The organism is Priestia sp. YIM B13551 (assembly GCF_042787905.1).
In the GTDB taxonomy this organism is placed as follows: domain Bacteria; phylum Bacillota; class Bacilli; order Bacillales; family Bacillaceae_H; genus Priestia.
In genome coordinates this window covers 213834-240257 of sequence record NZ_JBHZOX010000004.1, presented here as the reverse complement: position 1 = coordinate 240257, position 26424 = coordinate 213834, and the positions used below count along the sequence as shown (strand labels likewise).

General features: G+C 38.8%; 23 protein-coding genes and 1 other annotated feature. Of the genes, 2 read left to right on the top strand and 21 right to left on the bottom strand.

Features of this window, described 5'->3' with window-relative positions; genetic code table 11:
- Positions 1–15: 15 nt before the first annotated feature.
- From ACFX4N_RS20885 to ACFX4N_RS20845, 9 genes are all read right to left on the bottom strand, one after another.
- Positions 16–1041 carry a rod shape-determining protein gene (locus tag ACFX4N_RS20885; protein WP_013059345.1) on the bottom strand — a complete coding sequence of 342 codons (1026 nt, stop codon included), beginning with the start codon at positions 1039–1041 and terminating at the stop codon, positions 16–18.
- 229 nt (positions 1042–1270) lie between these two features.
- Positions 1271–1957 carry a RadC family protein gene (radC, locus tag ACFX4N_RS20880; protein WP_063672727.1) on the bottom strand — a complete coding sequence of 229 codons (687 nt, stop codon included), beginning with the start codon at positions 1955–1957 and terminating at the stop codon, positions 1271–1273.
- 15 nt (positions 1958–1972) lie between these two features.
- The gene (locus ACFX4N_RS20875) at positions 1973–2542 is read right to left on the bottom strand and encodes a Maf family protein (protein WP_013059347.1); all 570 of its coding nucleotides are present in this window, start codon (positions 2540–2542) and stop codon (positions 1973–1975) included.
- Between the two features lie 110 nt (positions 2543–2652).
- A complete protein-coding gene (locus ACFX4N_RS20870) occupies positions 2653–3726 on the bottom strand; it encodes an SPOR domain-containing protein (protein ID WP_053487753.1) in 1074 nt (357 codons plus the stop codon).
- Between the two features lie 83 nt (positions 3727–3809).
- Complete coding sequence (locus tag ACFX4N_RS20865; protein ID WP_013059349.1) at positions 3810–4601, bottom strand: prepilin peptidase; 792 nt, start codon at positions 4599–4601, stop codon at positions 3810–3812.
- Complete coding sequence (locus ACFX4N_RS20860; RefSeq protein WP_013059350.1) at positions 4598–4792, bottom strand: hypothetical protein; 195 nt, start codon at positions 4790–4792, stop codon at positions 4598–4600. The genes ACFX4N_RS20865 and ACFX4N_RS20860 overlap by 4 nt, the downstream gene beginning before the upstream one ends.
- 185 nt (positions 4793–4977) lie before the next feature.
- Complete coding sequence (locus tag ACFX4N_RS20855) at positions 4978–5535, bottom strand: DUF420 domain-containing protein (protein ID WP_013059351.1); 558 nt, start codon at positions 5533–5535, stop codon at positions 4978–4980.
- A gap of 156 nt (positions 5536–5691) precedes the next feature.
- A complete protein-coding gene (locus ACFX4N_RS20850) occupies positions 5692–6990 on the bottom strand; it encodes a bifunctional folylpolyglutamate synthase/dihydrofolate synthase (protein ID WP_301264580.1) in 1299 nt (432 codons plus the stop codon).
- Positions 6991–7086: 96 nt separating this feature from the next.
- A complete protein-coding gene (locus tag ACFX4N_RS20845; protein WP_055992453.1) occupies positions 7087–9729 on the bottom strand; it encodes a valine--tRNA ligase in 2643 nt (880 codons plus the stop codon).
- 82 nt (positions 9730–9811) lie between these two features.
- Positions 9812–10056: a binding site (T-box leader), on the bottom strand.
- A gap of 230 nt (positions 10057–10286) precedes the next feature.
- Between ACFX4N_RS20845 and ACFX4N_RS20840 the strand changes: the two genes are divergently transcribed.
- Positions 10287–10484, top strand: coding sequence for a hypothetical protein (locus tag ACFX4N_RS20840; protein ID WP_013059354.1), 198 nt, complete (start codon positions 10287–10289; stop codon positions 10482–10484).
- A gap of 11 nt (positions 10485–10495) precedes the next feature.
- Here ACFX4N_RS20840 and ysxE read toward each other — a convergent pair whose 3' ends face one another.
- From ysxE to hemA, 8 genes are all read right to left on the bottom strand, one after another.
- The gene (ysxE, locus tag ACFX4N_RS20835) at positions 10496–11545 is read right to left on the bottom strand and encodes a spore coat protein YsxE (protein ID WP_013059355.1); all 1050 of its coding nucleotides are present in this window, start codon (positions 11543–11545) and stop codon (positions 10496–10498) included.
- A 77-nt stretch (positions 11546–11622) separates the two neighbouring features.
- Positions 11623–12771, bottom strand: coding sequence for a stage VI sporulation protein D (gene spoVID, locus ACFX4N_RS20830; RefSeq protein WP_098239159.1), 1149 nt, complete (start codon positions 12769–12771; stop codon positions 11623–11625).
- Between the two features lie 147 nt (positions 12772–12918).
- Positions 12919–14208 (bottom strand): glutamate-1-semialdehyde 2,1-aminomutase, encoded by a 1290-nt coding sequence (gene hemL / locus ACFX4N_RS20825; protein ID WP_301264581.1) that lies wholly within the window; start codon positions 14206–14208, stop codon positions 12919–12921.
- Between the two features lie 16 nt (positions 14209–14224).
- Positions 14225–15205, bottom strand: coding sequence for a porphobilinogen synthase (gene hemB / locus ACFX4N_RS20820; protein ID WP_013059358.1), 981 nt, complete (start codon positions 15203–15205; stop codon positions 14225–14227).
- A gap of 17 nt (positions 15206–15222) precedes the next feature.
- Positions 15223–15996 carry a uroporphyrinogen-III synthase gene (locus ACFX4N_RS20815; RefSeq protein WP_013059359.1) on the bottom strand — a complete coding sequence of 258 codons (774 nt, stop codon included), beginning with the start codon at positions 15994–15996 and terminating at the stop codon, positions 15223–15225.
- Positions 15996–16928 carry a hydroxymethylbilane synthase gene (gene hemC / locus ACFX4N_RS20810; RefSeq protein WP_053487758.1) on the bottom strand — a complete coding sequence of 311 codons (933 nt, stop codon included), beginning with the start codon at positions 16926–16928 and terminating at the stop codon, positions 15996–15998. Before hemC ends, ACFX4N_RS20815 begins: the two co-directional genes overlap by 1 nt.
- 13 nt (positions 16929–16941) lie before the next feature.
- Positions 16942–17775 carry a cytochrome C assembly family protein gene (locus tag ACFX4N_RS20805; RefSeq protein WP_013059361.1) on the bottom strand — a complete coding sequence of 278 codons (834 nt, stop codon included), beginning with the start codon at positions 17773–17775 and terminating at the stop codon, positions 16942–16944.
- A 14-nt stretch (positions 17776–17789) separates the two neighbouring features.
- Positions 17790–19130 carry a glutamyl-tRNA reductase gene (hemA, locus tag ACFX4N_RS20800; protein WP_013085134.1) on the bottom strand — a complete coding sequence of 447 codons (1341 nt, stop codon included), beginning with the start codon at positions 19128–19130 and terminating at the stop codon, positions 17790–17792.
- Positions 19131–19459: 329 nt separating this feature from the next.
- Here hemA and ACFX4N_RS20795 point away from each other — a divergent pair, with 329 nt between their 5' ends.
- Positions 19460–19945 (top strand): LiaF transmembrane domain-containing protein, encoded by a 486-nt coding sequence (locus ACFX4N_RS20795; RefSeq protein ID WP_013059363.1) that lies wholly within the window; start codon positions 19460–19462, stop codon positions 19943–19945.
- Between the two features lie 93 nt (positions 19946–20038).
- On the opposite strand, the gene yihA is transcribed toward ACFX4N_RS20795, so the two are convergent.
- From yihA to clpX, 4 genes are all read right to left on the bottom strand, one after another.
- Complete coding sequence (gene yihA / locus ACFX4N_RS20790; RefSeq protein ID WP_013059364.1) at positions 20039–20626, bottom strand: ribosome biogenesis GTP-binding protein YihA/YsxC; 588 nt, start codon at positions 20624–20626, stop codon at positions 20039–20041.
- On the bottom strand, positions 20623–22947 hold the full coding sequence (gene lon, locus ACFX4N_RS20785; protein ID WP_041816624.1) for an endopeptidase La: 2325 nt from the start codon (positions 22945–22947) through the stop codon (positions 20623–20625). Before lon ends, yihA begins: the two co-directional genes overlap by 4 nt.
- A 259-nt stretch (positions 22948–23206) precedes the next feature.
- A complete protein-coding gene (lonB, locus tag ACFX4N_RS20780) occupies positions 23207–24874 on the bottom strand; it encodes an ATP-dependent protease LonB (RefSeq protein ID WP_029320070.1) in 1668 nt (555 codons plus the stop codon).
- A 152-nt stretch (positions 24875–25026) separates the two neighbouring features.
- Positions 25027–26292, bottom strand: coding sequence for an ATP-dependent protease ATP-binding subunit ClpX (gene clpX, locus ACFX4N_RS20775; RefSeq protein WP_013059367.1), 1266 nt, complete (start codon positions 26290–26292; stop codon positions 25027–25029).
- Between the last annotated feature and the right edge of the window lie 132 nt (positions 26293–26424).

The following is a 26424-nucleotide window of genomic DNA, read 5'->3' as shown; positions in this document are numbered from 1 at the left end:
TACACCTCTTAATATTTAGCGATATGAATCGCTTGTACGATTTTTAAATAAATCAATGTGTTCTAACGCTTTACCAGTTCCAATTGCAACACAGTCAAGCGGATCTTCTGCGATGACAACCGGCATATTTGTTTCCTCACTAATAACTTTATCTAAATTACGTAGCAATGCGCCACCGCCTGTTAATACAATACCGCGATCCATAATATCCGCCGCAAGTTCAGGTGGTGTTTTTTCTAATGTACTTTTTACTGAATCTACAATAGAAGCCACTGTATCTTTTAGCGCTTCTGCAATTTCTTCTGCTGAAATTTCGATTGTTTTCGGTAGACCTGTTAGTAAGTCACGTCCGCGAATTTCCATGTTTTCAATACCTTCTGGAATTCCGGCAGAACCGACTTCTACTTTTAATGCTTCTGACGTACGCTCACCGATCATTAAATTGTAATTCTTGCGAATATATTGAATAATCGCTTCATCCATCTCGTCCCCAGCGATACGGATTGACTGACATGTTACGATTCCTCCTAAAGAAATAATCGCAACTTCTGTTGTTCCTCCGCCAATATCTACTACCATACTTCCCGTTGGCTCCCAAACCGGTAGATTGGCGCCGATTGCTGCAGCAAACGGTTCTTCAATTGTATACGCATCACGCGCGCCAGCCTGACGAGTCGCATCAATAACGGCACGTTTCTCAACAGCTGTAATGCCAGAAGGTACACAAACCATTACATACGGCTTACCCGCAAACAAACTTTTTGTTTTTTGAGCTTGATTGATGTAATATTTCATCATCGTCGCAGTTGTTTCGTAATCTGCAATAACTCCATCTTTCATTGGACGAAGGGCTACTACGTTCCCAGGTGTACGACCAATCATATTTTTTGCATCGTTACCTACCGCAACGATTTGTTTTGTATCAGTTTGCAAAGCCACAACAGACGGCTCACGCACAACAATTCCTTTTCCTTTTACATAAACGAGCGTATTTGCAGTACCCAAATCTATTCCAAGGTCTCTAGTACCGATTCCAAACATGTGTCTCTTCCTTTCTCTTACCAAAATGCAAAGGTAAAAATTCCATAATTCAATTTCTTCATTTCATAAGTAACATTTTTTATTTTCTATACTTTTTTCATAGATGTCAACGCCAAATATTGTATGATAAAAAGTCATACTTTGTCTATTAATAACGAATGATTGTAAAGAACTTGTCATTTAAAATCATGACTACTATTATAACCCAAGGATTTTAAAAAGCATAGCCTTACATGTATCCTTTTTCTTTTAAACTAATATATTTTCGATCTCCGATAATTAAATGATCTAACAATTCAATTCCTATGATAAATCCGCACTCTTTTAAGCGCTTCGTTACCTCTATATCTTCTCTGCTGGGAGTAGGGTCGCCGGAGGGATGATTATGAATACAAATAAGGGATGCAGCTGAACGACGAAAGGCTTCTTTAAATACTTCTCTTGGATGGACAATAGATGAATTGAGGCTTCCGATAAAAATGGTTTGCTTGTGGAGAACTTGATTTTTCGTGTTGAGGTATAAACAGACGAAATGCTCTTGAGACAGCACGCGCATTTCTTCCATCACATAATTAGCTCCGTCTTCAGGGCCATGAATGGTATATCGCTGACTAGATTTCCGCTGTACAATCCTGTTACCTATTTCAATAGCCGCTATAATTTGAATTGCTTTTGCAGGTCCGATACCTTTAATATTCATCATTTCATCAAGCGATGCATGCTGCAAAAGTTGAAGACCTTCAAAATGCGTTAATATGCGATTGGACAGCTGAAGAACAGATTCATCTTTAGTTCCAGTGCGCAGCAAAATAGCAATAAGCTCGTGGTTAGAAAGACTAGAAGCACCCATTGACACAAGGCGCTCTCGAGGTCTTTCATCTTGAGGGAAATCTTTAATTAACAATGATTGATCCAATTTCGCCACTCCTTTTTAGTAAACGAAACCGTATTGTTTTAGCTCACGTATTGTTCGGGAGAGCGGCAAGCCCACCACGGAGAAATAGTCTCCTTCAATTTTTTTAACTAGCGCAGCACCGAGACCTTGAATTCCATAAGAACCAGCCTTATCCATAGGCTCTCCTGACTCTACGTACTGTACGATTTCATCTTGTTCAATCGGCCAAAACTCTACATCTGTTTGTTCATAAAACGTATGAACTTTTGCATTTGATACGAACGCTACTCCAGTTAATACCTGATGTTTTTGACCTGACAGCATCGTAAGTGTTTCAATCGCTTCTTGTTTCGTTTTTGGCTTTCCTAAAATACGATTGCCATATACGACAACTGTATCGGCACCTAGGACAATATCCTCTTTATGATGCGAAGCAACGTCCACTGCTTTTTGCCTAGCTAAATCCATTACTACCTCGGACGGAGTGTATGATGGATTGACGATTTCTTCAATTGTACTAACGTGAACGGTAAAGGGAATGTGAAGCTGCTGAAGTAATTCTTTTCGACGAGGAGAGCCTGAGGCTAAAATTAATGTTTGTTTCATACATCTCACCTTTGCATTTTGATTTAAAAAAGAAGGACACACCGTTATTTTAGCAATTTCATCTCCAAATGACAATAAACAAGTGAGGCAGCATTACACTACCTCACTTGTTAAGACGTTACAAGGCTTTCATACTGCTGAAGAGCTTTTAACACGTATCGCTGAGCAAGCCAAGCATCTTTACTGCTTTTATTGTCTTCATATGAAGAAAGAGAAGCAGCAGCTTTTTGAAGGGTGCTCACCATGGTTTTAATGTCTTCATTTGACGCTTCTTTCTGAACTTTTGTCAGCTCTTTTTTCAGAGATTTGATATCGGCTACCCGCTGTCCTTCAATCGCTTTAGCAGATTGATCTAAGAGATTAGCCATAAACGGCTGCGCTGTTGTTATAACCGTTTGATCTTTTTTCCCTAATTCGCTAGTGGGCTTAATTTCATAAGACTTTACATATACATCTTTACCTTGTTGTTTATACGTTTTACTAAGTGCGTTCGCTTTTTCTTCTCCAGTGGCAGCACCAACGACAAGAGAATAGGTTTTAGGTGAAAAGATCTCGCCTGCTTCGTTCTCTTCTTTCCATTTATCCATTGCTTTATTTGCAGCAGTTTTTGATGAAAAAGCACCTGCTTGAACAATGTAAAAGGAAAAAGGTTCTAAAGTAGAAGCAGCAGCTGATGTCCCCTTCGATTCCTGTTCGCTTTTCTTTTCAGCTTTACCAACACTTTCAGTGGTAGACGCTGTTTGAGAAGCTTTTTCTTCTTTCGTTTGCTCACTTGTTTGTGCTTTGCTTACAGGCTGTTCGCTTCCTGTCATCATTTTCACACCAACCATACCGATGCCGCTGCCTATTCCGACTGCTAGCAGTACAATCACAGCTGTTCGTTTGATCACACCGCCGTTTACCGTTTTAATCGAAACATTTTTAGGATGTAATCGCGGCTTTTTCTTTTTTTCATTTCTTACATCTTCAATAAACACCACTTTATTTTCTTCCACATGAGAATCTGTGGATCCCGGTTCCGGAAGAACCCACGTAAACTCGTCTTTTTCTGGCGCTTGTTCTTCCTTGGATTGACCGTTGATTTTAATTGAAATTTTTCGTTCCTGCTTGTCCACTGCCCCACCGCCTTTAGTTAACGTAGTCTTAGTACCGGTTGCAAGCTGAGGTAAACCGACATAAAACATACACTTTTTTCCATGCTATCATAGAAGAAAAAAAAAATAACAAGACATTTGTCGTCTTGTTACAAAAGGTTTTCGCTATTTAGTTACAGAAATTTTAAATTTGTCGAAGACTTGAAGCTCAATAAAAAATAGTTGCTAACATACCAATCTATCAATTCGTTTCCATGAAAATAAGCAGCGATTGTGCCTATAAAAATAAATGGAACGAAAGGAATTGGTACACCTACCTTTGCCTTTTTCATTAATAACGCTCCTATACTAACGGTTCCGCCTATTAATATAGCTAAAAAAAGCGATAGCAAAACAAGCTTTACTCCAAGCACAATACCAATCAAAGCATACAATTTAATATCTCCTTCTCCAAGCCCCCCTCTGCTGAGAAATGCGATTAGAAAGAGGAGAAAAAATGCGATTCCTCCTCCCATTAAGGAATCACTCCACGAATTTAATGGAATGAAAAGACGCTCAAGTAGAAAGATAGGCAAAAAGAAAAGCAGCACCTTATTTGGGACAATCATATAGGCTATGTCTGAGACAACTATAATTGTTAAAAAAGAAACAAAGGTTAATATGACAATCAGTTCTAACGTCATATTCAATCTAAAAAAAGCATATACAAATAAACTTCCTGTCGAAAATTCTATGAATGGGTAGATGAAGGAGATTTTTTTGTGACACATACTACATTTTCCTGCATTTTTAATGTAGGAGACTATGGGAATTAATTGTTGTGGAGAAAGAACGTATAAACAGTGTGGACAATGAGATCTTGGAGATAAAATAGATTTTTTCTGAGGTATTCTAAGTCCTGCTACGTTATAAAATGAACCTAACGTGATACCTGAAACAAATGCATAGAGGTAAATTAAACTCATACTATTTCTTCCATCTCAGGCCTGCTGCTTACTAATTGTAGGTTTTCTTTTGAGTGAAGGAATGTATCTCGTTCCCTTAAATAGCTGCCAATAAACGGAATGAGAAAAGCTGCTAGAAGACCTATTACGATAACCAGTATGATCACTTTCATTAGAGAAATTCCTTTATTCCTCGTTGACAGTTTATCCATTTCAATATCTCTCCTTTATTGATTAGTATCAAACAGCTCCTTCGTTAATAAACTGAATCATAATACCCATAAAAGTCATATTCTGTATGCCTCCTTCCTTAAAACACACTTTTTATAGGTAATAAGGATTATACCACTAAAAAACAAACACAGCATAAAAAAACGTCTGCAAAAGCAGACGTCTTTTAATAGTAAGGAGCCATAAATAAGTAGACAATTACACCTGTAAGACTTACATAAAGCCAGATTGGCATTGTCCATCGCACAATTTTTTTGTGTTTTTCAACTTGCATTGTCCAGCCCCACACAAGTGCAAACAGTGCCAGCGGAACAATAATCGCTGCTAGGAAACTGTGTGTGATCAAAATAAAGAAGTAAATGGGACGAACGATTCCTTCTCCACCAAACGTAGCTGTTTCTGTGGAAATGTAATGGAACGTTAAATATGAAACTAAAAAGAGCAGTGTGGAAGTGAATGCTGCTAAAATAAAACCTTTATGAGCATTAATATTTTTCCTGAAAATTGAAATCAACGCTGCAACTAAAAAAATAAACGTAAAACTATTCAAAATAGCATTTAACCGTGGAAAGATAGTCAAATCAAAACTTACTTTTCCTTGATAGCCAATATTCGAAAAGAATAGCAGTAAAATAATAACATTCGCTATCACTGAAAAGGTAAGAATAATACCAGTAAAGTTTTTATTACTTTTCGGTACAATTTTTTCATTATTCTTACTCATGTTAACAATCTCCTTATTTAGTGATGTACATGTTTATTATATATCACTTACCTAAGGGGTGAAAGTGACAATACTTTGAACTTAGTGCTTCCTTATTATCCGTATCCCTTCCTCACATTATGTTAAAAGCAGCAAGATTTCACTTGCTGCTTTTGCTCATTTTAGAAGAAAAGCCCGCACTTCTGATATAAAATACAGAGACCCTGTAATCACGACCATGTCTTGTTCACCTGTCGCCTTTTCTTTTACGTAAGCAATTGCTTTTTTCCACTCCTCGTCCATATGCTTATTATGATGAGTACTCATCTCATAAAGCTCTTGAGCTGGGCGAGCACGAGGAAAGTCAAACGACGTAAATGTAATACTTGCAGCGATTGTTTCAAGTTCTTGGACCATTCGATCAGCGCTTTTATCATTTAAACAGCTGAAAACTAAATGAATGCTTCGATCTTCATAATGAAGGCGTAAAGTAGATAACAAGCTATCAATGCCTTCTGCATTATGAGCCCCATCAATAATCGTTAAAGGATGCTCATTTACTATCTCAAAGCGGCCGTTCCACTTTGTATGCTGAATCCCTTTTATCATTTGCTCCTTGGAGATAGAAAGCTTTTTCTTTTCTTTTAAATAACAAACGGCCATGACAGCCAAAGCTGCATTTTTCACTTGATGATAGCCAAGCATATTTAATTCTAAATGTTCAAATGTGCCATAAGGCGTTTTTAACGCAAAGCCTTCCCCATTTGCTAAGGGCTCATAGTTTTTAATGTCAAAATCTTTTCCTAACACAAATAACGAAGCCTGCTTTGACTTTGCTTCTTCAGTAATGACATCAAGCGCCTTTACTTGCTCTGCACCGGTAATAATAGGGACTTCTTTTTTAATAATCCCCGCTTTTTCTGCTGCAATTTCTTCTACCGTATCTCCTAGTATTGCCATGTGATCAAATCCAATGTTTGTAATAATACTCACCATAGGATTCACAACGTTTGTTGAGTCATATCGTCCTCCAAGACCTGTTTCAAACACAGCATAGTCAACTGACTCATGATAGCCGAAATAAAGAAAAGCCATGACTGTAATCACTTCAAATTCCGTTGCTGATCCTAAGTTTGTATGTTCTAGTCGCTCCACAATAGGCTTTATTTCCTGAACAAGAGCAGTCATTGCTTCATTTGAAATAGGCTTTCCATTCACGCTGATCCGTTCATTAAATGTTTCGATATAAGGAGAAGTAAAGGTTCCAACTTTATACCCTGCTTCTTCTAACATGTTTCGCAAATAAGAAACGGTAGAACCTTTACCATTCGTACCAGCAACATGAATAGCATTTAGATTTTGCTGCGGAAAATCAAGCTGCTCTAGCATCCATTCCATTCGTTCTAACCCCGGCTTGATTCCAAAGCGAAGTCTGTTATGAATCCAATCAAGCGCTTCTTCATATGTCGTTATCATCTTTTATTCACCTTTCTTTTCCATCGCTATTATTATGTAAAGAAAAAGCGTCGCTATACAAGCCACGCTTTTTCTGTTGGTTCATTAACCCATTGATTATCCGCGTAATTCAGCAATACGAGACTGAACAGCTTCGCGTTTTTCAACATAATCCTGCTCTTTTGCACGCTCTTCTTCTACTACTTTAGCAGGCGCTTTTGCAATAAAGCCTTGGTTGTTTAATTTCTTTTGTACACGTTCTACTTCTTTGTTTAACTTGTCGTATTCTTTTTCTAAACGCGCGATTTCTTCTTCGATATTAATTAAACCTTCAAGAGGTAAAATTAATTCTGCGCCTGTTACAACAGCAGTCATCGCTTTTTCATCTAATGAAACATCTGTTGAAATCACAAGCTCACTTGGATTACAGAAACGTTCTACATACGCACGGTTCTTTTCGAGCTGGCTTTGAATATTTTCATCTTTAGCTTTGATAAATAATTTTACTTGTTTGCTCATCGGCGTGTTCACTTCAGCACGAATGTTACGAACAGCGCGGATAATATCTACAAGTAAACGCATATCGTTAGCAGCTTCTTTATCAGAAAGCTCAGGGCGTACTTCCGGCCATTTAGCTACTGTAATTGATTCGCCTTCATGCGGCAAGCTTTGCCAAATTTCTTCGGTAATAAACGGCATGAATGGATGTAAAAGTCGCATTGTATTATCAAGTACATAAGCTAAAATTGAGCGAGTTGTCTTTTTAACTGCTTCATCTTCTCCGTAAAGAGGAAGTTTAGCCATTTCAATGTACCAATCGCAGAAATCATCCCAAATAAAGTTATAGAGAATACGTCCAACTTCACCGAATTCATATTTGTCAGCTAATTTTGTTACGTGCTCAATCGTTTCATTTAAGCGCGTTAAAATCCATTTATCAGCAACAGACTTTTCGCCTGATAAATCAAGCTCTTCAAATGTGATGCCGTCCATGTTCATTAATGCAAAACGAGAAGCATTCCAAATTTTATTTGCAAAGTTCCATGTCGCTTCGACTTTTTCAAAGCTGAAGCGTAAATCTTGTCCTGGTGAGCTTCCTGTAGATAAGAAGTAGCGAAGAGAATCTGCACCGTATTTCTCGATTACTTCCATTGGATCTACACCGTTACCAAGTGATTTACTCATTTTACGACCTTCAGCATCTCGTACAAGACCGTGAATGAGTACATCGTCAAACGGACGTTTACCCGTAAATTCAAGACCTTGGAAAATCATACGAGATACCCAGAAGAAAATAATATCGTAGCCTGTTACAAGCACATTTGTTGGGTAGTAGCGTTTGAAATCAGCTGCATCCACATCGGGCCAGCCCATTGTTGAGAATGGCCATAGCGCTGAACTGAACCATGTGTCTAATACATCTGAATCTTGTTCCCAGTTTTCGATATCTGCTGGAGCCTCATGATCTACGTATACTTCTCCAGTTTTTTTATGATACCAAGCTGGAATGCGATGTCCCCACCAAAGCTGACGTGAAATACACCAGTCGCGAATATTTTCCATCCAGTGTAAGTATGTCTTTTCAAAACGATCAGGCACAAAGTTTACTTTTTCTTCTTGTTTTTGAAGATCTACTGCTTTATCTGCTAACGGCTGCATTTTTACAAACCACTGAGTTGATAAATAAGGTTCAACAACGGCACCGCTTCGTTCACTGTGACCTACTGAATGCATGTGGTCTTCAATGTTGAACAATACACCGTCTTCTTGAAGGTCTTTAACAATTTGCTTACGGCAAGCAAAACGATCCATTCCTTCATATTTACCTGCTTTGTCGTTCATCGTACCGTCTTGATTCATCACTAAAATACGCTCTAAATTATGACGGTTTCCAATTTCAAAATCGTTCGGGTCATGAGCAGGCGTGATTTTCACCGCACCAGAACCGAATTCCATATCTACATAATCATCGCCTACGATTGGAATTTCACGCCCTACAATCGGAAGGACAACCTTTTTGCCAATTAAGTGCTTATAGCGATCATCTTCAGGGTGAACAGCTACAGCCGTATCTCCTAGCATTGTTTCAGGACGAGTTGTTGCGATTTCAATATGTCCAGAACCATCTGCCAACGGATAGCGCATATGATAAAACGCACCTTGTACATCTTTGTAAATAACCTCGATGTCTGAAAGAGCTGTTTTTGTAGCTGGATCCCAGTTAATAATATATTCTCCGCGATAGATTAACCCTTTTTTGTAAAGCGTTACGAATACTTCGCGCACTGCTTTAGAAAGGCCTTCATCAAGCGTGAAGCGCTCGCGTGAATAGTCTAAGCCAAGTCCTAGCTTCGACCACTGCTGGCGAATAAAGCTTGCATATTCTTCTTTCCATTTCCACGTTTCGGCTACAAAATTTTCGCGGCCTAGATCGTAGCGGCTTTTCCCTTCGCTGCGAAGCTTTTCTTCTACTTTTGCCTGCGTTGCAATCCCCGCATGGTCCATGCCAGGAAGCCATAAAACGTCATAGCCTTGCATGCGCTTCATACGCGTTAAGATGTCTTGTAACGTTGTATCCCAAGCGTGGCCTAAATGCAGCTTGCCCGTTACGTTTGGGGGTGGAATTACAATTGTATATGGCTCTTTTTCAGGGTCATTTGTTGCTTCAAAAAACTTCCCGTCTAACCAATACTGATAACGATTTTCTTCAACGGCTTTTGGATCATACTTCGTTGGAAGAGTCACTTCTTTTTCAGACATAATGTATACCTCCATAATATAAAGTTTCAGTCCTTAGAAACTGTGTAAAGCTTTTATAAACATAAAAAAACTCCTTTCCTAATAAAAGGACGAAAGGAGTTGATTTCGCGGTACCACCTTTTTTTATAGACGTATCCCGTTTGATAAGCCTATACACTTCATTTCATAACGGTTGATTAACCGGCTTTTTCTACTGAGCTATGCAGCTGTTCAAAAAAGCTACTCATAGGCGACATTCCGAGTGCACATTCTTAAGAAATCTCACAGCAACTGATTTCTCTCTCTGAAAGACGAACATCCCGTACTCTTCCTATTCACTGTATTTATGTATGAATTTCTCTTAATTATACTATATGAAAAAATGTTGAATCGTCAATAATCTTCTCCATTTTTTTATGATTATATTCATAATTTTTTTGTTCTGCTCTTTATTTTTTCATTCGCTCGCTAATTTTGGAAATAAAATGAAGAGCCCACTCAAAAAAATGTCACCATTTCTTTCTTTTTTCATATACTTACTTTAACCTGGGCACGTGGATTGAAAGGGGCATGTACAAATGAAGAAACGAATAAATGTAAATTCGTATCAGCTGCAGCGGTGGCTCAAAACAGCAGGAGCGGCTTGTGGACAGTTTATTGTTCCTTTAACAATTTTTCAAGGTATACGTACACTATTTTTCCCTACAACCTTTGATGTACTGTTGTTGGCATTGCTTGCCATACTAGCGGTTGCTTTATATTCCGACTGGATTTAAAAACCCAAGCGCTATTCGTTCGCTTGGGCTTGTGCAGCTGCTTCCGCTGCCATTTTTTTTTGCTGATCTACTTCAAATATTTTAATATTGAGCTGTTCAATGTTTTTCGTCAGCCAGTATGCTCGAATAAATGACTGCATATGTTCAAGCTCTGTTTTACTTTCTTTATGCTGCCTATATTGAACGATGCACTGATACAAGGGTTCTGGAAACGCCAAATAACTGTGCAAAAGCAGCCGTTCCTCTTCTCTGAGAGCAAAATGTTTTTCATACGTACTAAACCACTCATAGCTGTCATAGGTAGTTACTGGGTATGTGCGAAGAGTACGGAAATAAAATGAGACCAAATCATAAATCGGTGAAGCATCTTTTGCATGTTCAAAATTAATAAAAAAACCATTTCCCCGCTCGTCATAGATAAAATGTTTAGCCGATAGCTTTCCATGAGAAGTAACCAGCCGGATCTTTTCCTTTTCTTCCATTTCATCGTTCCACTGATCGAGCTTTCCAAAACCAAATTCAAGCGCTCTTGTCATTTCATAATAAAATGTACAGTAATGCAATTCAAACGGGGACATATAAACTTTCTTCTCGTATTCTACTACGTACTGCTTCAGCTCTTCCTGACGTTTTTCCCACGTTTCTTTCATCGATGTATAATGATTTTCTATATCTTCTTTTTTCACTTCTACTTCCTGCGCCGAAGCGCCGTGAAGCTTAGCAAGCTCTTGAAATAATTTATGATATCGAATATCACGCTCTTCGGTCGGATTATTTGGGAGCCACGGCATTAAGTAATACGAGCCGCTTTCATCTGAAACAATGGGCTGAGAACGCTTCGTTTGATAAATAGGGACAAATCCCATCCATCCTTTTTGATACACGTTCTGCAGCTTTTGAATGAAGTTTTGATTTCGCTCTTGATGATTCGCCATTTCTTTAAGCGCAAACACGCCGGTTTTCGTATAGACTTTTTTTACTTTTCCGTAGTCTTCGATAAAGTCAACATCTAAGTCATATTCTTTTAACAATACTTTGTAGTCTGCTACTGTCCGCTGCATCTATATTCTCCTTCCTCGTAAAAAATAAAGAAAACAGTTAAGACATTATATGCGTCAAAACTGTTTTCTTTCCGACTTTAACGAACGGGAATATTTAAGATGCTTCCTTCTTCCAGCTCATATTCATCTTCTAAATTATTTACTCGTAAAATGTTTTGTACATTCGTATTATAGCGGTTTGCTATCGTATCAAGCGAATCTCCGTCTTGAACAATACAAAGCTTCCACGTTGAAAAAGCTTCTTCTTCCCGCGAAAAGAGCTTTGTTAAATAAAGGGCGTTTTCATTTCGGCCGCTTTCATTTTCTTCTTTCCGAAATTCAACAATAATCTTTTCCTCTTCTTGTTCAGCTTCTTCTTGCTCAGTCTCTTGTTGAACGTCAGCATACGTATTCAATTCACTAGCTTGCGATTCTTCGAAGCTTTCTTGCTCTTGACGAAGCTGAAAGAGCTCAATCACGTTGTCTTCTCTTTCTTCCTCGATTTGGGCCTCTTTTTTCACTTCGACTTCAAATGGTTCATATGCTTCCTCTTCATATTCCACGACCGGCTCAGCACGAGATTCTTTTTTAAATACAGATGAAAAATAACTAGGGGGCTCTTCTGAATGATCTTCTTCAATAGCCTCTGCCTCTAAAAGTGCGGGAGCTTCACGATAGCTTACGTCAAACTCTTGTTCTTCTTGTTCCTCTTCTTCTTGAGCAACGTTTTCAGTATATACTTCTTCAGCATCGTCCACTTCTTCATAGGAGACGATGTGCTGTTCCTCCGAAAACTCTTCCTCTTCTTCTCGTTCTTCATGCTGTTCTCCGTACAACCCTGTGATGGACAAGTCAGCCATTAGCTGCAGCTGATTTGTGCCCGGCAATTCATAATCAAATAAATCAATAGATACATATACGTCTTCAATACTTTGAATACGATTTTTAGGAATGGTAATATCAACAGGAAATTGATGTGATAATTCAGCCGTTCCGTCTTCACGGACAGAGATAGATTGCACTTGATTCTCATTTGTATATTCGCGTAACGAGTGCTCTCCCTCGTACGTTTCGTATTCACCTGTTAATTGTAATGCTCCTCGAATAGACACGTATTGGTCATATTCTTGAATAGATACTTGAGGCTCTAAGGAGATAGACAAAAGTTGTGAGACTTCCTGTCCTTTTTGAAACCATACTGATTCTTCTACGGAAAAACGCAGACATGATAAATTATCCTGCGACAAATTGTTCTCCCCCTTCCAACACCCGCCAGGTAATAGCGCGGTCATTAAAGATGTATGAACAAATAAATTAAAATATGTCTTTAAAACTAAAAAAGCTTACGGAATACTCCGTAAGCTTTGATATAAAAGTCAATCTTATTTATCTGTTTATCCACGTAACTTCGAAAAAGCTTTTTCAGCTGCTGCAATTGTATGTTCAATGTCTGCATCTGTATGAGAAGTTGATAAAAACATTCCTTCGAATTGAGAAGGAGGTAAAAACACGCCTTCATTAGCCATTTCACGATAGTAAACTGCAAAATAATCTAAATTCGATGTTTTCGCTGTTTCGTAATTTATTACCTGTTCGTTTGTAAAGAAGAAACCGATCATTGAACCAGCTCGGTTTACCGTAAACGGCACATCATATTTTTCAGCTGCTGCCATCAATCCTTCTTCTAAGCGATCTGCTTTACGAATGAACTCATCGTAGGATTGAGGTGTTAGCTGCGTTAACGTCTCGTATCCAGCTGTCATCGCAAGCGGATTACCTGATAATGTACCTGCTTGATAAATCGGGCCGCTTGGTGCAACTCGCTCCATAATTTCAGCTTTACCACCGTAAGCACCTACTGGTAAACCACCACCGATTACTTTTCCTAAGCAAGTTAAGTCAGGCGTAATGTTATAGTAGCCCTGTGCACAGTTGTACGCTACGCGGAACCCTGTCATTACTTCATCAAAAATGAGCAGTGAGCCATATTCTGATGTGATATCACGAAGCCCTTGTAAGAAACCTGGCTGAGGCGGTACCACACCCATATTTCCTGCTACCGGTTCAACGATTACTCCGGCAATGTCATCTCCGAATTCTTTAAAAGCATATTGTACGCTTTCTAAATCATTGTACGGCACTGTAATCGTGTTTTTAGCGATTCCTTCAGGCACTCCCGGGCTATCTGGTAGGCCTAACGTTGCAACGCCTGAGCCAGCTTTAATTAGAAGAGAGTCACCGTGTCCATGGTAACAGCCTTCAAATTTTAAAATTTTGTTGCGGCCCGTATAGCCACGTGCTAAACGCAGTGCGCTCATCGTTGCTTCCGTACCTGAACTCACCATACGGACGATTTCGATTGAAGGAACGCGCTCAATAACAACCTTAGCAAGCTCATTTTCAATTAATGTTGGTGCACCAAAGCTTGTACCAGATTCCGTTACTTTTTTTACTGCTTCAACTACTTGATCGTTGGAATGTCCGTGAATTAAAGGTCCCCATGATAAGACGTAGTCAATATATTTGTTGCCGTCAATATCGTAAATCGTAGCGCCTTTTCCTCGTTCCATAAAAATAGGATCCATATCTACTGATTTAAATGCACGAACAGGACTGTTTACTCCACCCGGCATTAATTGCTGCGCTTCTAAAAAAGCTGCTTTTGACTTTTCATAACTTCTCATGTGTAAGCCTCCTTAATTACTTGTCAGATAACCAGCGTGCTGCGTCTTTAGCATGATACGTTACAATTAAATCCGCTCCTGCACGCTTCATGCTAATTAATTTTTCAAGAACAATCTCTTTTTCATTTACCCAGCCGTTTTGAGCTGCCGCTTTAATCATTGAATATTCACCGCTCACATTATAAGCCACTACCGGTAAATTAAACGTATTTTTCACATCGCGCATAATATCTAAATATGATAGAGCTGGTTTTACAATTAAGAAATCTGCTCCTTCTTCGACATCAGATTCTGCTTCTCGAAGTGCTTCTAAGCGATTGGCTGGGTCCATTTGATATGTTTTACGGTCTCCAAATTGAGGAGAAGAATGCGCTGCATCGCGGAATGGTCCGTAAAAAGCAGATGCATATTTAACAGCATAAGACATCACGGGCACATCTTCAAATCCACCTTCGTCTAGACCGTGGCGAATAGCTGCCACGAAACCGTCCATCATGTTTGAAGGCGCAATAATATCCGCTCCTGCTTTAGCTTGACTAACCGCTGTACGCGCTAATAAGTCAAGGCTAGGATCGTTTAAGATTTTTCCGTCTTCAATTACACCACAGTGGCCATGATCTGTGTATTGACATAAGCATGTATCTGCGATAACAACAAAGTCTGGAAAATTTTCTTTAATTTGACGAATACCTTTTTGGACAATTCCGTGGTCATGGTATGCCTGTGAGCCCACCGCATCTTTTTCAGCGGGAACACCAAATACCATAGCTGACTTGATTCCTAAATCGACTAACTCTTGGATTTCATCATTCAAGTAGTCTAAAGAAATTTGATCCACACCTGGCATTGATTTTACAGCATTTCTTTTTTGTTCACCTTCTACAATAAAAATAGGATATATAAAGTCTTCAGGATGTAAATGTGTTTCGCGTACAAGCGCACGCATATTTACAGAATTACGAAGACGACGATGACGTGTAAATTGTAAATCTTTCATGTTAAAATCCTCCTTTATTATTCAAAACAACTAACCAACATATCTATCATACCATTTATTGTGTATGTGTTAGGAACAAGATGCTTAATTCCATATTCGCTCGCTGTCTGACTCGTAATAGGACCGATGCAAACAACTTTGGTTCTATTTATAAGCTCAAGCCAATTCGGAATATCTTTAACTGACTCGACAAAAAATCTCACTGTAGAAGAACTTGTAAAAGTAATGGCATCAATTCCTGTTTCTAAATGTTGCTTAACCAAGCGTTCAGAGTCTTGATTTCGAATGGTCTGATATACAACTAGATCCGTTACCTCACACTCTTTTAACCCATCTTTTAAAACAGAGCGGGCTAATTGTCCTCGTACAAGGAGAACTCGCTCGTGATGTGACACATTTGCTTTTAACGACTCAAGAAGTGATTCCGCAACGTATTCTTTTGGAACAAGTTGCACATTAACATCGTGTTTTTCTAGCAATTTTGCGGTTTTTTCTCCAACCGCAGCCACTTTTAATCTTTTTAAAACACTCCAACTGATATTTAACTCTTTTAGCCATTCAAAGAAAAAAGAAATGCCGTTTTGACTTGTAAAAACAATCCAATCAAAACAGTCAATCGACAGCAGGACATCTTCCACTTCTTTTTCATTGTTAGAACGTACGAACGTGAGGACTGGTAAGCTTAAAGGTATGCCTCCAAGCTTTTTAACCTGTGCTGCAAATGAATGAGCCTGCTTCGCTTCTCTTGTAATCAAAACTTTTTTCAAAAAAAGAGGAGCCTCATGACTCATTATTTGTCCAGCTCCTCTTTTACACGGTCAATTAAAAGCTTAGCTCCTTGAGATGTTAAGCGCTCAGCAGCTTCTGAACCGATAGCAACGGGGTCTTTTCCCGTAATGTGCTCTTTGTAAATCGTTTTGCCATCAGGAGACGCAACTAGCGACGTTAGCTCAATGTTTCCGCCGTCCAATATACGCCCATAACCCGCAATCGGCACTTGGCATCCGCCTTCCATCTCTTTTAAAAATACGCGTTCAGCTCTAACAGCACGAGCGGTTTCATCATGATTTAGAGCTTGAAGAAGCGATAATAATTCATGGTCATTTTCTCGGCATTCGATAGCTAAAGCTCCTTGTCCCACAGCGGGAACGCTTATTTCCGGCTCTAGGTACTGAGTGACCGTATCTTTCGACCAGCCCATACGAGATAACCCTGCAGCTGCCAAGATAATCGCATCGTAATCTTCATTTTTTAATTTCTCTAGGCGTGTGTCGATATTTCCTCGAATCCATTTAATTTCGATATCTGAACGCATAGATAGAAGCTGTGCCCCTCGACGCAAGCTGCTTGTCCCAATCACAGCACCACTTGGTAGCTCCTCAAATCGCTCACCATTTTTTGAAATAAGCGCATCACGATGATCTTCTCGTAAAGGAATACATCCAATCGTTAATCCTTCTGGCAAAACAGCCGGCATATCTTTCATACTATGAACGGCCATATCAATTTCTTTATCTAACATGGCTTGTTCAATTTCTTTTACAAAAAGACCTTTACCGCCTACTTTGGACAGCGTTACATTTAAAATTTGGTCCCCTTTTGTAACCATTTCTTTAATTTCAAACTCAAAAGGAAGACCTTGTTTTTTTAATTGTTCAATGACCCACTTGGTCTGTGTTAACGCAAGTTTGCTTCGACGAGAGCCGACAATAATTTTTCGCATGTTGTCCTCCTAATTACGAACCCCAAAAGTGAAAATTCGATAAACTGCCAAATAAAAAGAAATTAATAAGTAAGACTAAGAACAATCCAATATTCCACATTGCGATTGCCTTTCCTTGAATACCTCTACGCAGTCTAGCATACAAGTAAGCGCTGTATGCAACAAACATTAAAAATGAACCTAACACTTTTGTATCGTACCAATGAAAATCTACGTATTTAATATAAGCCCATATGATTCCTAAGATTAACGAAAGCAATAACAGCGGTACACCAATTAAAATTAATACATAGGACATGTAATCTAGCTTTGTTAAATCTTCAATTCTTAGCAAGCGCTTGCCCCACTTCTTCTTTTTCAATAAATTATACTGAACAAGATACAGAGCGGAAAAAACAAAAGAGACTGAAAAAGCGCCGTAAGATAAAATAGCCATAGTAATATGAATGATTAATAATTCTGACACAAGGCGCTCCGACTGGACAGCAGTGTATGTTTCAAGTGGAGCAAACGTATGAATAGCCATAATTAAGAAACCAATCACATTTGTAAAAAACACCATAAAATCAACGCGGAACAGGCGATTAATCACAAGTGAAAGAGTAATTAAGACCCACGCGTAAAAATACAGCCCTTCAGAAACGGTAAGAATAGGAAACCTTCCCGTCTCAAACATTCGTAAAATTAAAAAGGCTGTTTGCAAAACCCAAACAATAGAAAGTAACCAGAAGGCTATCGAGTTTGCCTTCCGGTTATTTTGTACAAAATCAATAAAATATAATAAAACGCTCACCGCGTATAAAATCACAATCAATTCATAGATTCTGGTTAATTCCATATCAACCATTATTCAATCCTCACTTAAGACTGATAAGCTACTGAATGAGACGTAATCGATGTATGAAGCTGCTCTTCTTTTTCTTTTTGTAAAGCAACTTCCTGTTCAATATTAAAAATTTTCATGAACAGCTCTAAAGACTCTTCAGCATGTTTCTCTCCAGCCAATTCTTTCGCGTGTAAAATTGGATCGCGAAGAAGTTGATTAATTATACTTTTTGTATGTTTATTTAAAACTTTGCGCTCACGCTCAGATAAATCTGGGAGCTTACGATCAATGCTTTTCATCGTTTCAGCTTGAATGGTAAGTGCTTTTTGACGAAGTGCAGAAATAACAGGCACAACGCCTAATGTACCAAGCCAAGACTTGAAAGCAACAATTTCAGCTTCAAGCATAATTTCAATTTCATCCGCAGCTTTTTGACGCTCTTGCAAATTGGATTCTACAATCCCGTTTAAATCGTCGATATCATATAAAAAGACCGTCTCTAGCTCATCTAGTTCTGGATCTAAGTCACGCGGAACGGCGATGTCTACCATAAACAATGGACGACCTTTACGCGTACGCTCGGCTTCACTCATCATTTGTTTCGTTACTACATAGTCATTAGCCCCTGTTGAACTAATTAAGATATCTGCTTCGCTTAAAGCATGTTGAAGATCAGCAAATGGTTTGGCTTCTCCAGAAAAACGGTTTGCTAGCTCTTGTGCCTTTTCAAATGTTCGATTCACTACCGTTACTTTTTTAGCTCCGCTGCCATATAAATTCTGTACGGCAAGCTGACCCATTTTTCCCGCACCAAGAATCAACACATGTTTGGATGATAAGTCTCCAAAAATCTTTTTAGCAAGCTCTACAGCTGCATAGCTGACAGAAACTGCATTCGCACCAATTTCTGTTTCATGATGAGCTTTTTTGGCTAATGTCACAGCTTGTTTAAACAGCTGATTAAAAACCGTTCCAATTGTTTCTTCTTCTTGAGCAAGCAAAAAGCTTGAACGCACTTGTCCAAGAATTTGTGTTTCACCAATCACCATTGAATCTAATCCACATGCTACTCGGTATAAATGTTCGATGGCTCCATCATTTTCATAGATAGTTAAATAAGGCGAAAACTCTTCTTTATCTATTCCGAACCATTCAGCTAAAAATGCTTTTACATAATAACGGCCCGTGTGTAATTGATCAACAACAGCATAAATTTCCGTACGATTGCATGTTGAAACAATGATGTTTTCCAAAATACTTTTTTGGCCGCTTAACGTTTTCATGGCAGATGCTAGTTCTTGCTCATTAAAACTAAGCTTTTCTCTTATTTCAACAGGGGCTGTTCGAAAGTTTAAGCCGACTGCTATAATATGCATTTGTACATACCCCCTATAATTGAAATGTGCTTATTTATCCGAATTTGACGGGCAGTAACCCCTAAATTTCCAAAGAGCTACAGTGAGATAACTGCCCGTAAAATCCGGCGTTCTTCATTCTACTATTCGTAAAAAGCGGCGGACATTACACAGGTGTAAGCTTCGCCTTATCTCTAACTATTATAACATGTTCTATAAGTCATTCGAAAAAAAAATGTGAACAGTCTTTGAAAACATGTGTTAAGATATTAACTGTTATTCCGTAATAAATTGTATCAAAAAAGCAGCGTTTTATCACGTTTTCTGTTTTGAAACACCTGGAGGTTACTATGAAAAAGCAATCAATGTTTTTTGGTGTCTTACTAGTTGGATTTGGAATCTTTTTCTTACTGAATGAACTACATATGAGCATTGCAGCAAAGGTATACACGTGGCCTGTACTGTTAATTTTAATAGGAGCAGCCCTGTTAACTGAGTCTGCTTTATCTCAAGATCATTCAAACTTGCTTGCAAGCTACATATTAATCACTTTAGGTATTCATTTCTATGTAAGTGAACAAATTCCCTTTTGGCCTACGAATATTAGCATGGTCGTTTTTATGGTGGCCATTAGCTTTTTACTCAGTGCTAGAAAAGCCAAATCAGGCTTTTTCCAAGGCGGCACCCTTTTAATTATTGCCATTTTAATGATGTTTTCAGACCGTCTTAAACTATTTTTGCCAAAAGTTGAAGACGGCGTAAATTATTTAACAACCTTCTGGCCTATTTTATTGTTACTAGTTGGGCTATATTTATTATTTTTCAAACGAAAGTAATCTATGTAAATAAGTTAAAAAAATGGAACGTTTGACTCACTTCCTGTTAGAGTGATGATAAACGTTCCATTTTTTTAGATTCTATTCCTTTGTTTAGTGAGTCATGCGATACTGCAAAGATTTCCACGCTTTATCTTTTCCTTCACCTGTTTCAGATGAGAAATGAATTAATTCATCATTTGGATCTAAGTCCAGCGTTTCTCTCACTACTTTTAAGTGCTTTTGCCATTTTCCTTTAGGAATTTTATCAGCTTTCGTCGCAATAACCATAACGGGAAGGTCATGGTGCTTCAAAAACTCATACATCATAACGTCATCCTTTGAAGGGGCATGGCGTAGATCAACAATCATTAACACAGCTTTAAGCTGCTCACGATTTGTTAAATACGTTTCAATCATTTTCCCCCATGCTTCACGCTCTTTTTTAGACACTTTTGCAAATCCGTAGCCAGGTACGTCTACAAAGTGAAGGATTTCATTAATTAAAAAGAAGTTAAGCGTTTGAGTTTTTCCGGGCTTAGACGACGTACGCGCTAAGCTTTTGCGATTGAGCATCTTGTTAATAAAAGATGATTTCCCTACATTTGAACGGCCTGCTAACGCAAACTCTGGCAGGTTTTCTTTAGGATATTGTTCAGGGCGTACGGCACTGATGACAATATCGGCTTGAGTTACTTTCATTTTACCTCTCCTACTAGCGCATGTTCCAATACTTGGTCCACATGTGACACAAGAACGATGTCTAATTCCTCTTGTACACTGTCAGGGATATCTTCAATATCACGTTCATTATCATGAGGGATTAATATTTTAGTTAATCCGGCACGATGTGCACTAAGTGACTTTTCTTTTAAACCGCCGATTGGTAATACGCGACCTCTTAGTGTAATTTCTCCTGTCATTCCTACTTCTCTGCGCACTGGTTTACCCGTTAGTGCTGATACTAGAGCAGTGGCAATGGTAATTCCTGCAGAAGGTCCATCCTTTGGTACAGCTCCTTCTGGAACATGGATATGAATATCATGTTTTTCATAAAACTTTTCATCAATTCCTAGTTTCTCTGTATTTGAACGCACGTAGCTAAATGCTGCCTGAGCTGATTCTTTCATTACGTCTCCAAGCTTTCCGGTTAGCACTAGTCTTCCTTTACCAGGGGACAAGCTTACTTCAATGGCTAGCGTGTCTCCTCCTACAGTTGTGTAAGCAAGACCTGTAGCAACGCCGACTTGATCTTCCGTCTCAGCCTGTCCGTAACGGAACCTAGGCTTACCAAGGAATTCTTCAAGCGTTTTGGCCGTCACCACCACGCGCTTTTTCTCGCCAGAGACTACGATACGAGCTGCTTTTCGGCAAATGGAAGCAATTTCGCGTTCAAGGTTACGAACACCAGCTTCTCTCGTATATAAACGGATGATTGCTGTTAACGCGTCATCGCGAATCTGCAAATTGCCCTTTTGCAATCCGTGATTTTCTAGCTGGCGCAGCAATAGGTGACGCTTCGCGATTTCAAGCTTTTCCAGCTCCGTGTAACCAGCAATTTGAATAATTTCCATTCGATCGCGCAACGGCCCCGGAATCGTAGCTAAGTTATTAGCTGTAGCCACGAACATCACTTTTGATAAATCATACGTTTCTTCTATATAGTGATCGCTGAAATTATGGTTTTGTTCAGGATCCAATACTTCTAACAAAGCAGAAGACGGGTCTCCACGGAAATCATTTGACATTTTATCGATTTCATCAAGCAGAAATACCGGATTAATCGTTCCTGCTTTTTTCATTCCTTGAATAATGCGTCCAGGCATAGCTCCCACGTACGTGCGACGATGACCGCGGATTTCTGACTCATCTCTCACGCCGCCTAGAGACACTCGTACAAAATGACGATCTAGAGACGTAGCAATTGAACGGGCTAGGGATGTTTTCCCTACGCCAGGAGGTCCTGCTAAACATAAAATAGGGCCTTTAAGAGATTTTGTCAACTGCTGCACAGCTAGATACTCTAATACGCGTTCCTTCACTTTTTCAAGGCCATAGTGCTCATCGTTCAGCACTTGTTCAGCATTATGAATATTGAGCGTATCTTCCGTTTCATTTGTCCAAGGTAGCGCAATCAACCACTCGATATAATTTCGAATGACTGAGCTTTCAGCGGAGGTAGCAGGAATTTTTTCATAGCGATCCAATTCTTTAAACGCCACTTGTTTGACATGGTCCGTCATCCCACTTGCTTCAATTTTTTCGCGAAGTGTTGCTACTTCTCCCGTCTTTCCTTCTTTGTCTCCAAGCTCTTTTTGAATCGCCTTCATTTGCTCACGAAGATAATACTCTTTCTGAGTGCGTTCCATTGATTTCTTTACACGCTGTCCAATTTTTTTCTCCAGCTGCAAAACTTCTTGCTCGTCTTGAATATGAGAAATGATCGTATTTAATCTTTCTTTCACATCAGTTATTTCTAAAATTTCTTGTTTAAGCTGAATTTTTATTGGTAAATGAGAGGCTACAATATCCGCTAATCTTCCTGGTTCTTCAATGTCGCTTACGGTTGAAAGAGTTTCAACGGACACCTTTTTGGAAAGTTTTATGTATTGTTCGAAATAGTCTAAAAGCGTGCGCATCAGCGCTTTATCTTCTACATCAACCTGATGTTCTTCGTTTTGCTTTTCCACGTGCACAACAAAATATTCTTCGCTGTCTTCAAATTCTGTAACGGTTACGCGATTTAGTCCTTCTACTAAGACGCGCATCGTTCCATTCGGCAGCTTTAGCATTTGTTTAATTTTTGCTAACGTACCGGTTCTATATAAATCCTCTTTTGTTGGTTCATCGATACCCATATCTTTTTGTGATACTAAACAAACTAAGTGATCATCCATCATTGCTTTTTCTAATGCTTGCACAGATTTATCTCGCCCAACATCTAAATGAAGCACCATTGTCGGATAGACGATCAAACCTCGTAAAGGCAATAGCGGCATTGTCAATTTTTCTTTTTCTGCCATGCAATGAACACCTCCAATGCTCGTCAATTAAAGTATGTAAAGTGTGAATTCTTTTAACAATTTTATCTCATTTGTATACACATGTCTAACAATAGTAATTACTAATTGTACCATGAGAAAGAATTAAAAGGCAAAATATATCTTTTTAAGCTCTTTTCATAAAAAAACGCCTTTTTCGTTGTCTGTGTATAAAGGTTTTATACGCGAAAAAGGCGATGAATATTCATCTGACCATTAATTTTTAATTATCATGATAGAATTAGCTAGATTCTCTATTTGAAATAGCTGGATCTACCGACAAATGTGCAACATGCTCATGTACAGACAATAGTGCTTGTTCGAACACCTCTGTTAAATGATGGACAGGAATAATATCGATACCTTTTACCTTTTCTACCATTGCATTCATATTTTCCTTTGGCACAATCACCGTCTGAACGCCCGCTTGTTTTGCTGCCTTGATTTTTGGAATCACACCGCCAATTGGCTTTACGTTGCCGTGCAGACCAATTTCTCCTGTCATTGCTACCGTATGTTTAATTGGCACTTCATAAATCGCTGAGTAGATCCCTGTTGCCATCGCAATACCAGCAGAAGGTCCATCAATTGGCACGCCTCCCGGAAAGTTTACATGAATATCATACTCATCGGCTGGAACATCCATTGAACGAAGAACCGTTATGACATTTTCAATTGAGCTTTTAGCCATACTTTTACGGCGGATAGACTTCCCTTGAGTCCCTATACTTTCCTCTTCAACGATACCTGTAATAATAATGTTCCCTTTCTCTTTTGCAGGAATCGCTTTGACTTCAATTTCTAAAAGTGCTCCAGAGTTGGGCCCGTACACCGCTAATCCATTAATAAGTCCCACTTTTTCCTCATCTGCAATTTTCGGATCGTGTCTTGGAGATAGTTGACTAGAATGAACAATCCATTCAATATCTTCATTTTTAATGTCCGTTCGTTCCTCTGATATCGCTAATCCAGCCGCAATTTGCATCATATTAACCGTTTCACGTCCATTGCGTGCATATGTAGAAAAAAGAGATAAACCTTCTTCTGATATATCCATTCTTACTTTATTTGCTGCTTTTTTTGCAACTGTAATAATTTCGTCACGATCAAGCTCACGGAAAAATACCTCTACGCATCTGGAACGAATGGCAGGCGGAATTTCATTAGGCGTTCTAGTCGTCGCACCAATCAAGCGAAAGTCTGCTGGCAACCCATTTTGAAAAATATCGTGAATATGTGTCGGGATTTGTGTGTTTTCTTCGCTGTAATAGGCGCTTTCCATAAACACTTTTCGATCTTCTAGAACCTTTAACAGCTTATTCATCTGAATAGGATGGAGCTCTCCAATTTCATCAATAAATAAAATTCCCCCGTGTGCATCTGTAACCGCTCCTTGTTTTGGCTGCGGAATTCCAGCTTGGCCCATGGCACCTGCTCCTTGGTAAATAGGATCATGAACAGACCCAATCAAAGGATCAGCAATGCCTCGCTCATCAAAACGCGCCGTAGTTGCATCTAACTCTACAAATACAGCCGATTGTTTGAAAGGTGATTTTTTATTTTTTTTTGCTTCTTCTAACACTAAACGTGCTGCTGCTGTTTTTCCTACTCCAGGCGGCCCGTATACAATCACGTGCTGTGGATTAGGGCCGCAAAGGGCAGCCTTTAGTGACCGAATTCCATCCTCTTGTCCGACAATATCGGAGAAGCTAGACGGCCTCACACGTTCAGCAAGCGGCTCAGTTAAAGAGATGGCTCTCATTTTCTGCAATTGCTCCATTTCTTTCTTTGAATCCCGGTCAATTGAGACTTTTTGCGTACGCTGATTGCGTAATAAATTCCAAAAATATAAGCCAATGATGATACCAAAAAAGAGTTGGACCATTAAGGCAATATTCGTCCAGTTCATAGATAAACCTCCTGCGCAGTTTAGTAAGATAATTATCAGTTATTATCTCCCTGCAGCAGTAGGAATAAACAAGATTCTAGTAAAAAGTAAAATTTAGTTGTGCTTCATCAACAGAAAAAAGCCGGATACTCAATTTGAGTACCCGGCTTTTTTTATGCTGATGTTTTGCTGCCTTCTTGAATAGTAGATCCGTCTTCTAATACGAACTTAGGAGCCGCTTGATCACGAACAGTTTCACCTGTGATAATACATTTTGTAATATCATCACGTGAAGGAAGATCAAACATTACATCTAACATAATACCTTCAATGATTGAACGTAGACCACGAGCACCTGTTTTACGCTCGATTGCTTTTTTAGAAATTTCTACTAAAGCCTCGTCTTCGAACTCAAGTTCAACGTCATCAAGTTCAAGCATTTTTTGATATTGTTTCACTAGTGCATTTTTCGGTTTTGTTAAAATCTCAACTAGCGCTTCTTCATCAAGAGGCACTAAGCTAGCAGTAACCGGTAAACGACCAATAAACTCTGGAATTAAACCAAATTTTAATAAATCTTCCGGTAATACTTTTGCTAGTAACTCTTTTTCTGTAAAGTCTTGTTGTTTTGTTTCTGAACCGAAACCAATTACTTTTTTACCTAGACGACGCTTAATAATAGGTTCGATTCCGTCAAATGCACCACCGCAAATAAATAAAATATTTGTTGTATCAATTTGAATAAATTCTTGATGAGGGTGTTTACGTCCACCTTGAGGAGGAACACTTGCTACAGTACCTTCTAAGATTTTAAGAAGAGCCTGCTGCACACCTTCACCTGATACATCACGTGTAATAGATGGGTTTTCAGACTTACGCGCTACTTTATCAATTTCATCGATGTAGATGATACCTTTTTCAGCTTTCTCCACATCGTAATCAGCTGATTGAATTAATTTTAATAAGATGTTTTCAACATCTTCTCCTACATAACCCGCTTCTGTTAGAGATGTTGCATCTGCAATCGCAAACGGTACGTTTAAAATACGAGCCAATGTTTGAGCTAGTAAAGTTTTACCGCTTCCTGTAGGTCCAATTAATGCAATATTACTTTTTGATAACTCAACGTCATCAATTTTACTGTTTGAATTGATTCGTTTGTAATGGTTGTATACCGCAACGGATAACGATTTTTTCGCATCCTCTTGACCAATTACATACTCATCTAAAATGTCACGAATTTCTTTTGGTTTTGGTACATCTTTAAATTCTACTTCTTCTTCTGTACCTAACTCTTCTTCTACGATTTCCGTGCAAAGTTCAATACATTCATCGCATATGTAAACACCTGGACCCGCAACTAACTTGCGTACTTGTTCTTGTGTTTTACCACAAAATGAGCATTTTAACTGCCCTTTTTCATCGTTAAATTTAAACATAATTTTCACCCCTTGTAGTATTTACTAAAGTGCTCGAAGCTGATTTCTATCCGCGCTATAGCCCAACAACATGAACAACTCATCTATTTGTAGGTAAATGCCCCTCTTTATCACATAGTAAAAGCGCTATGA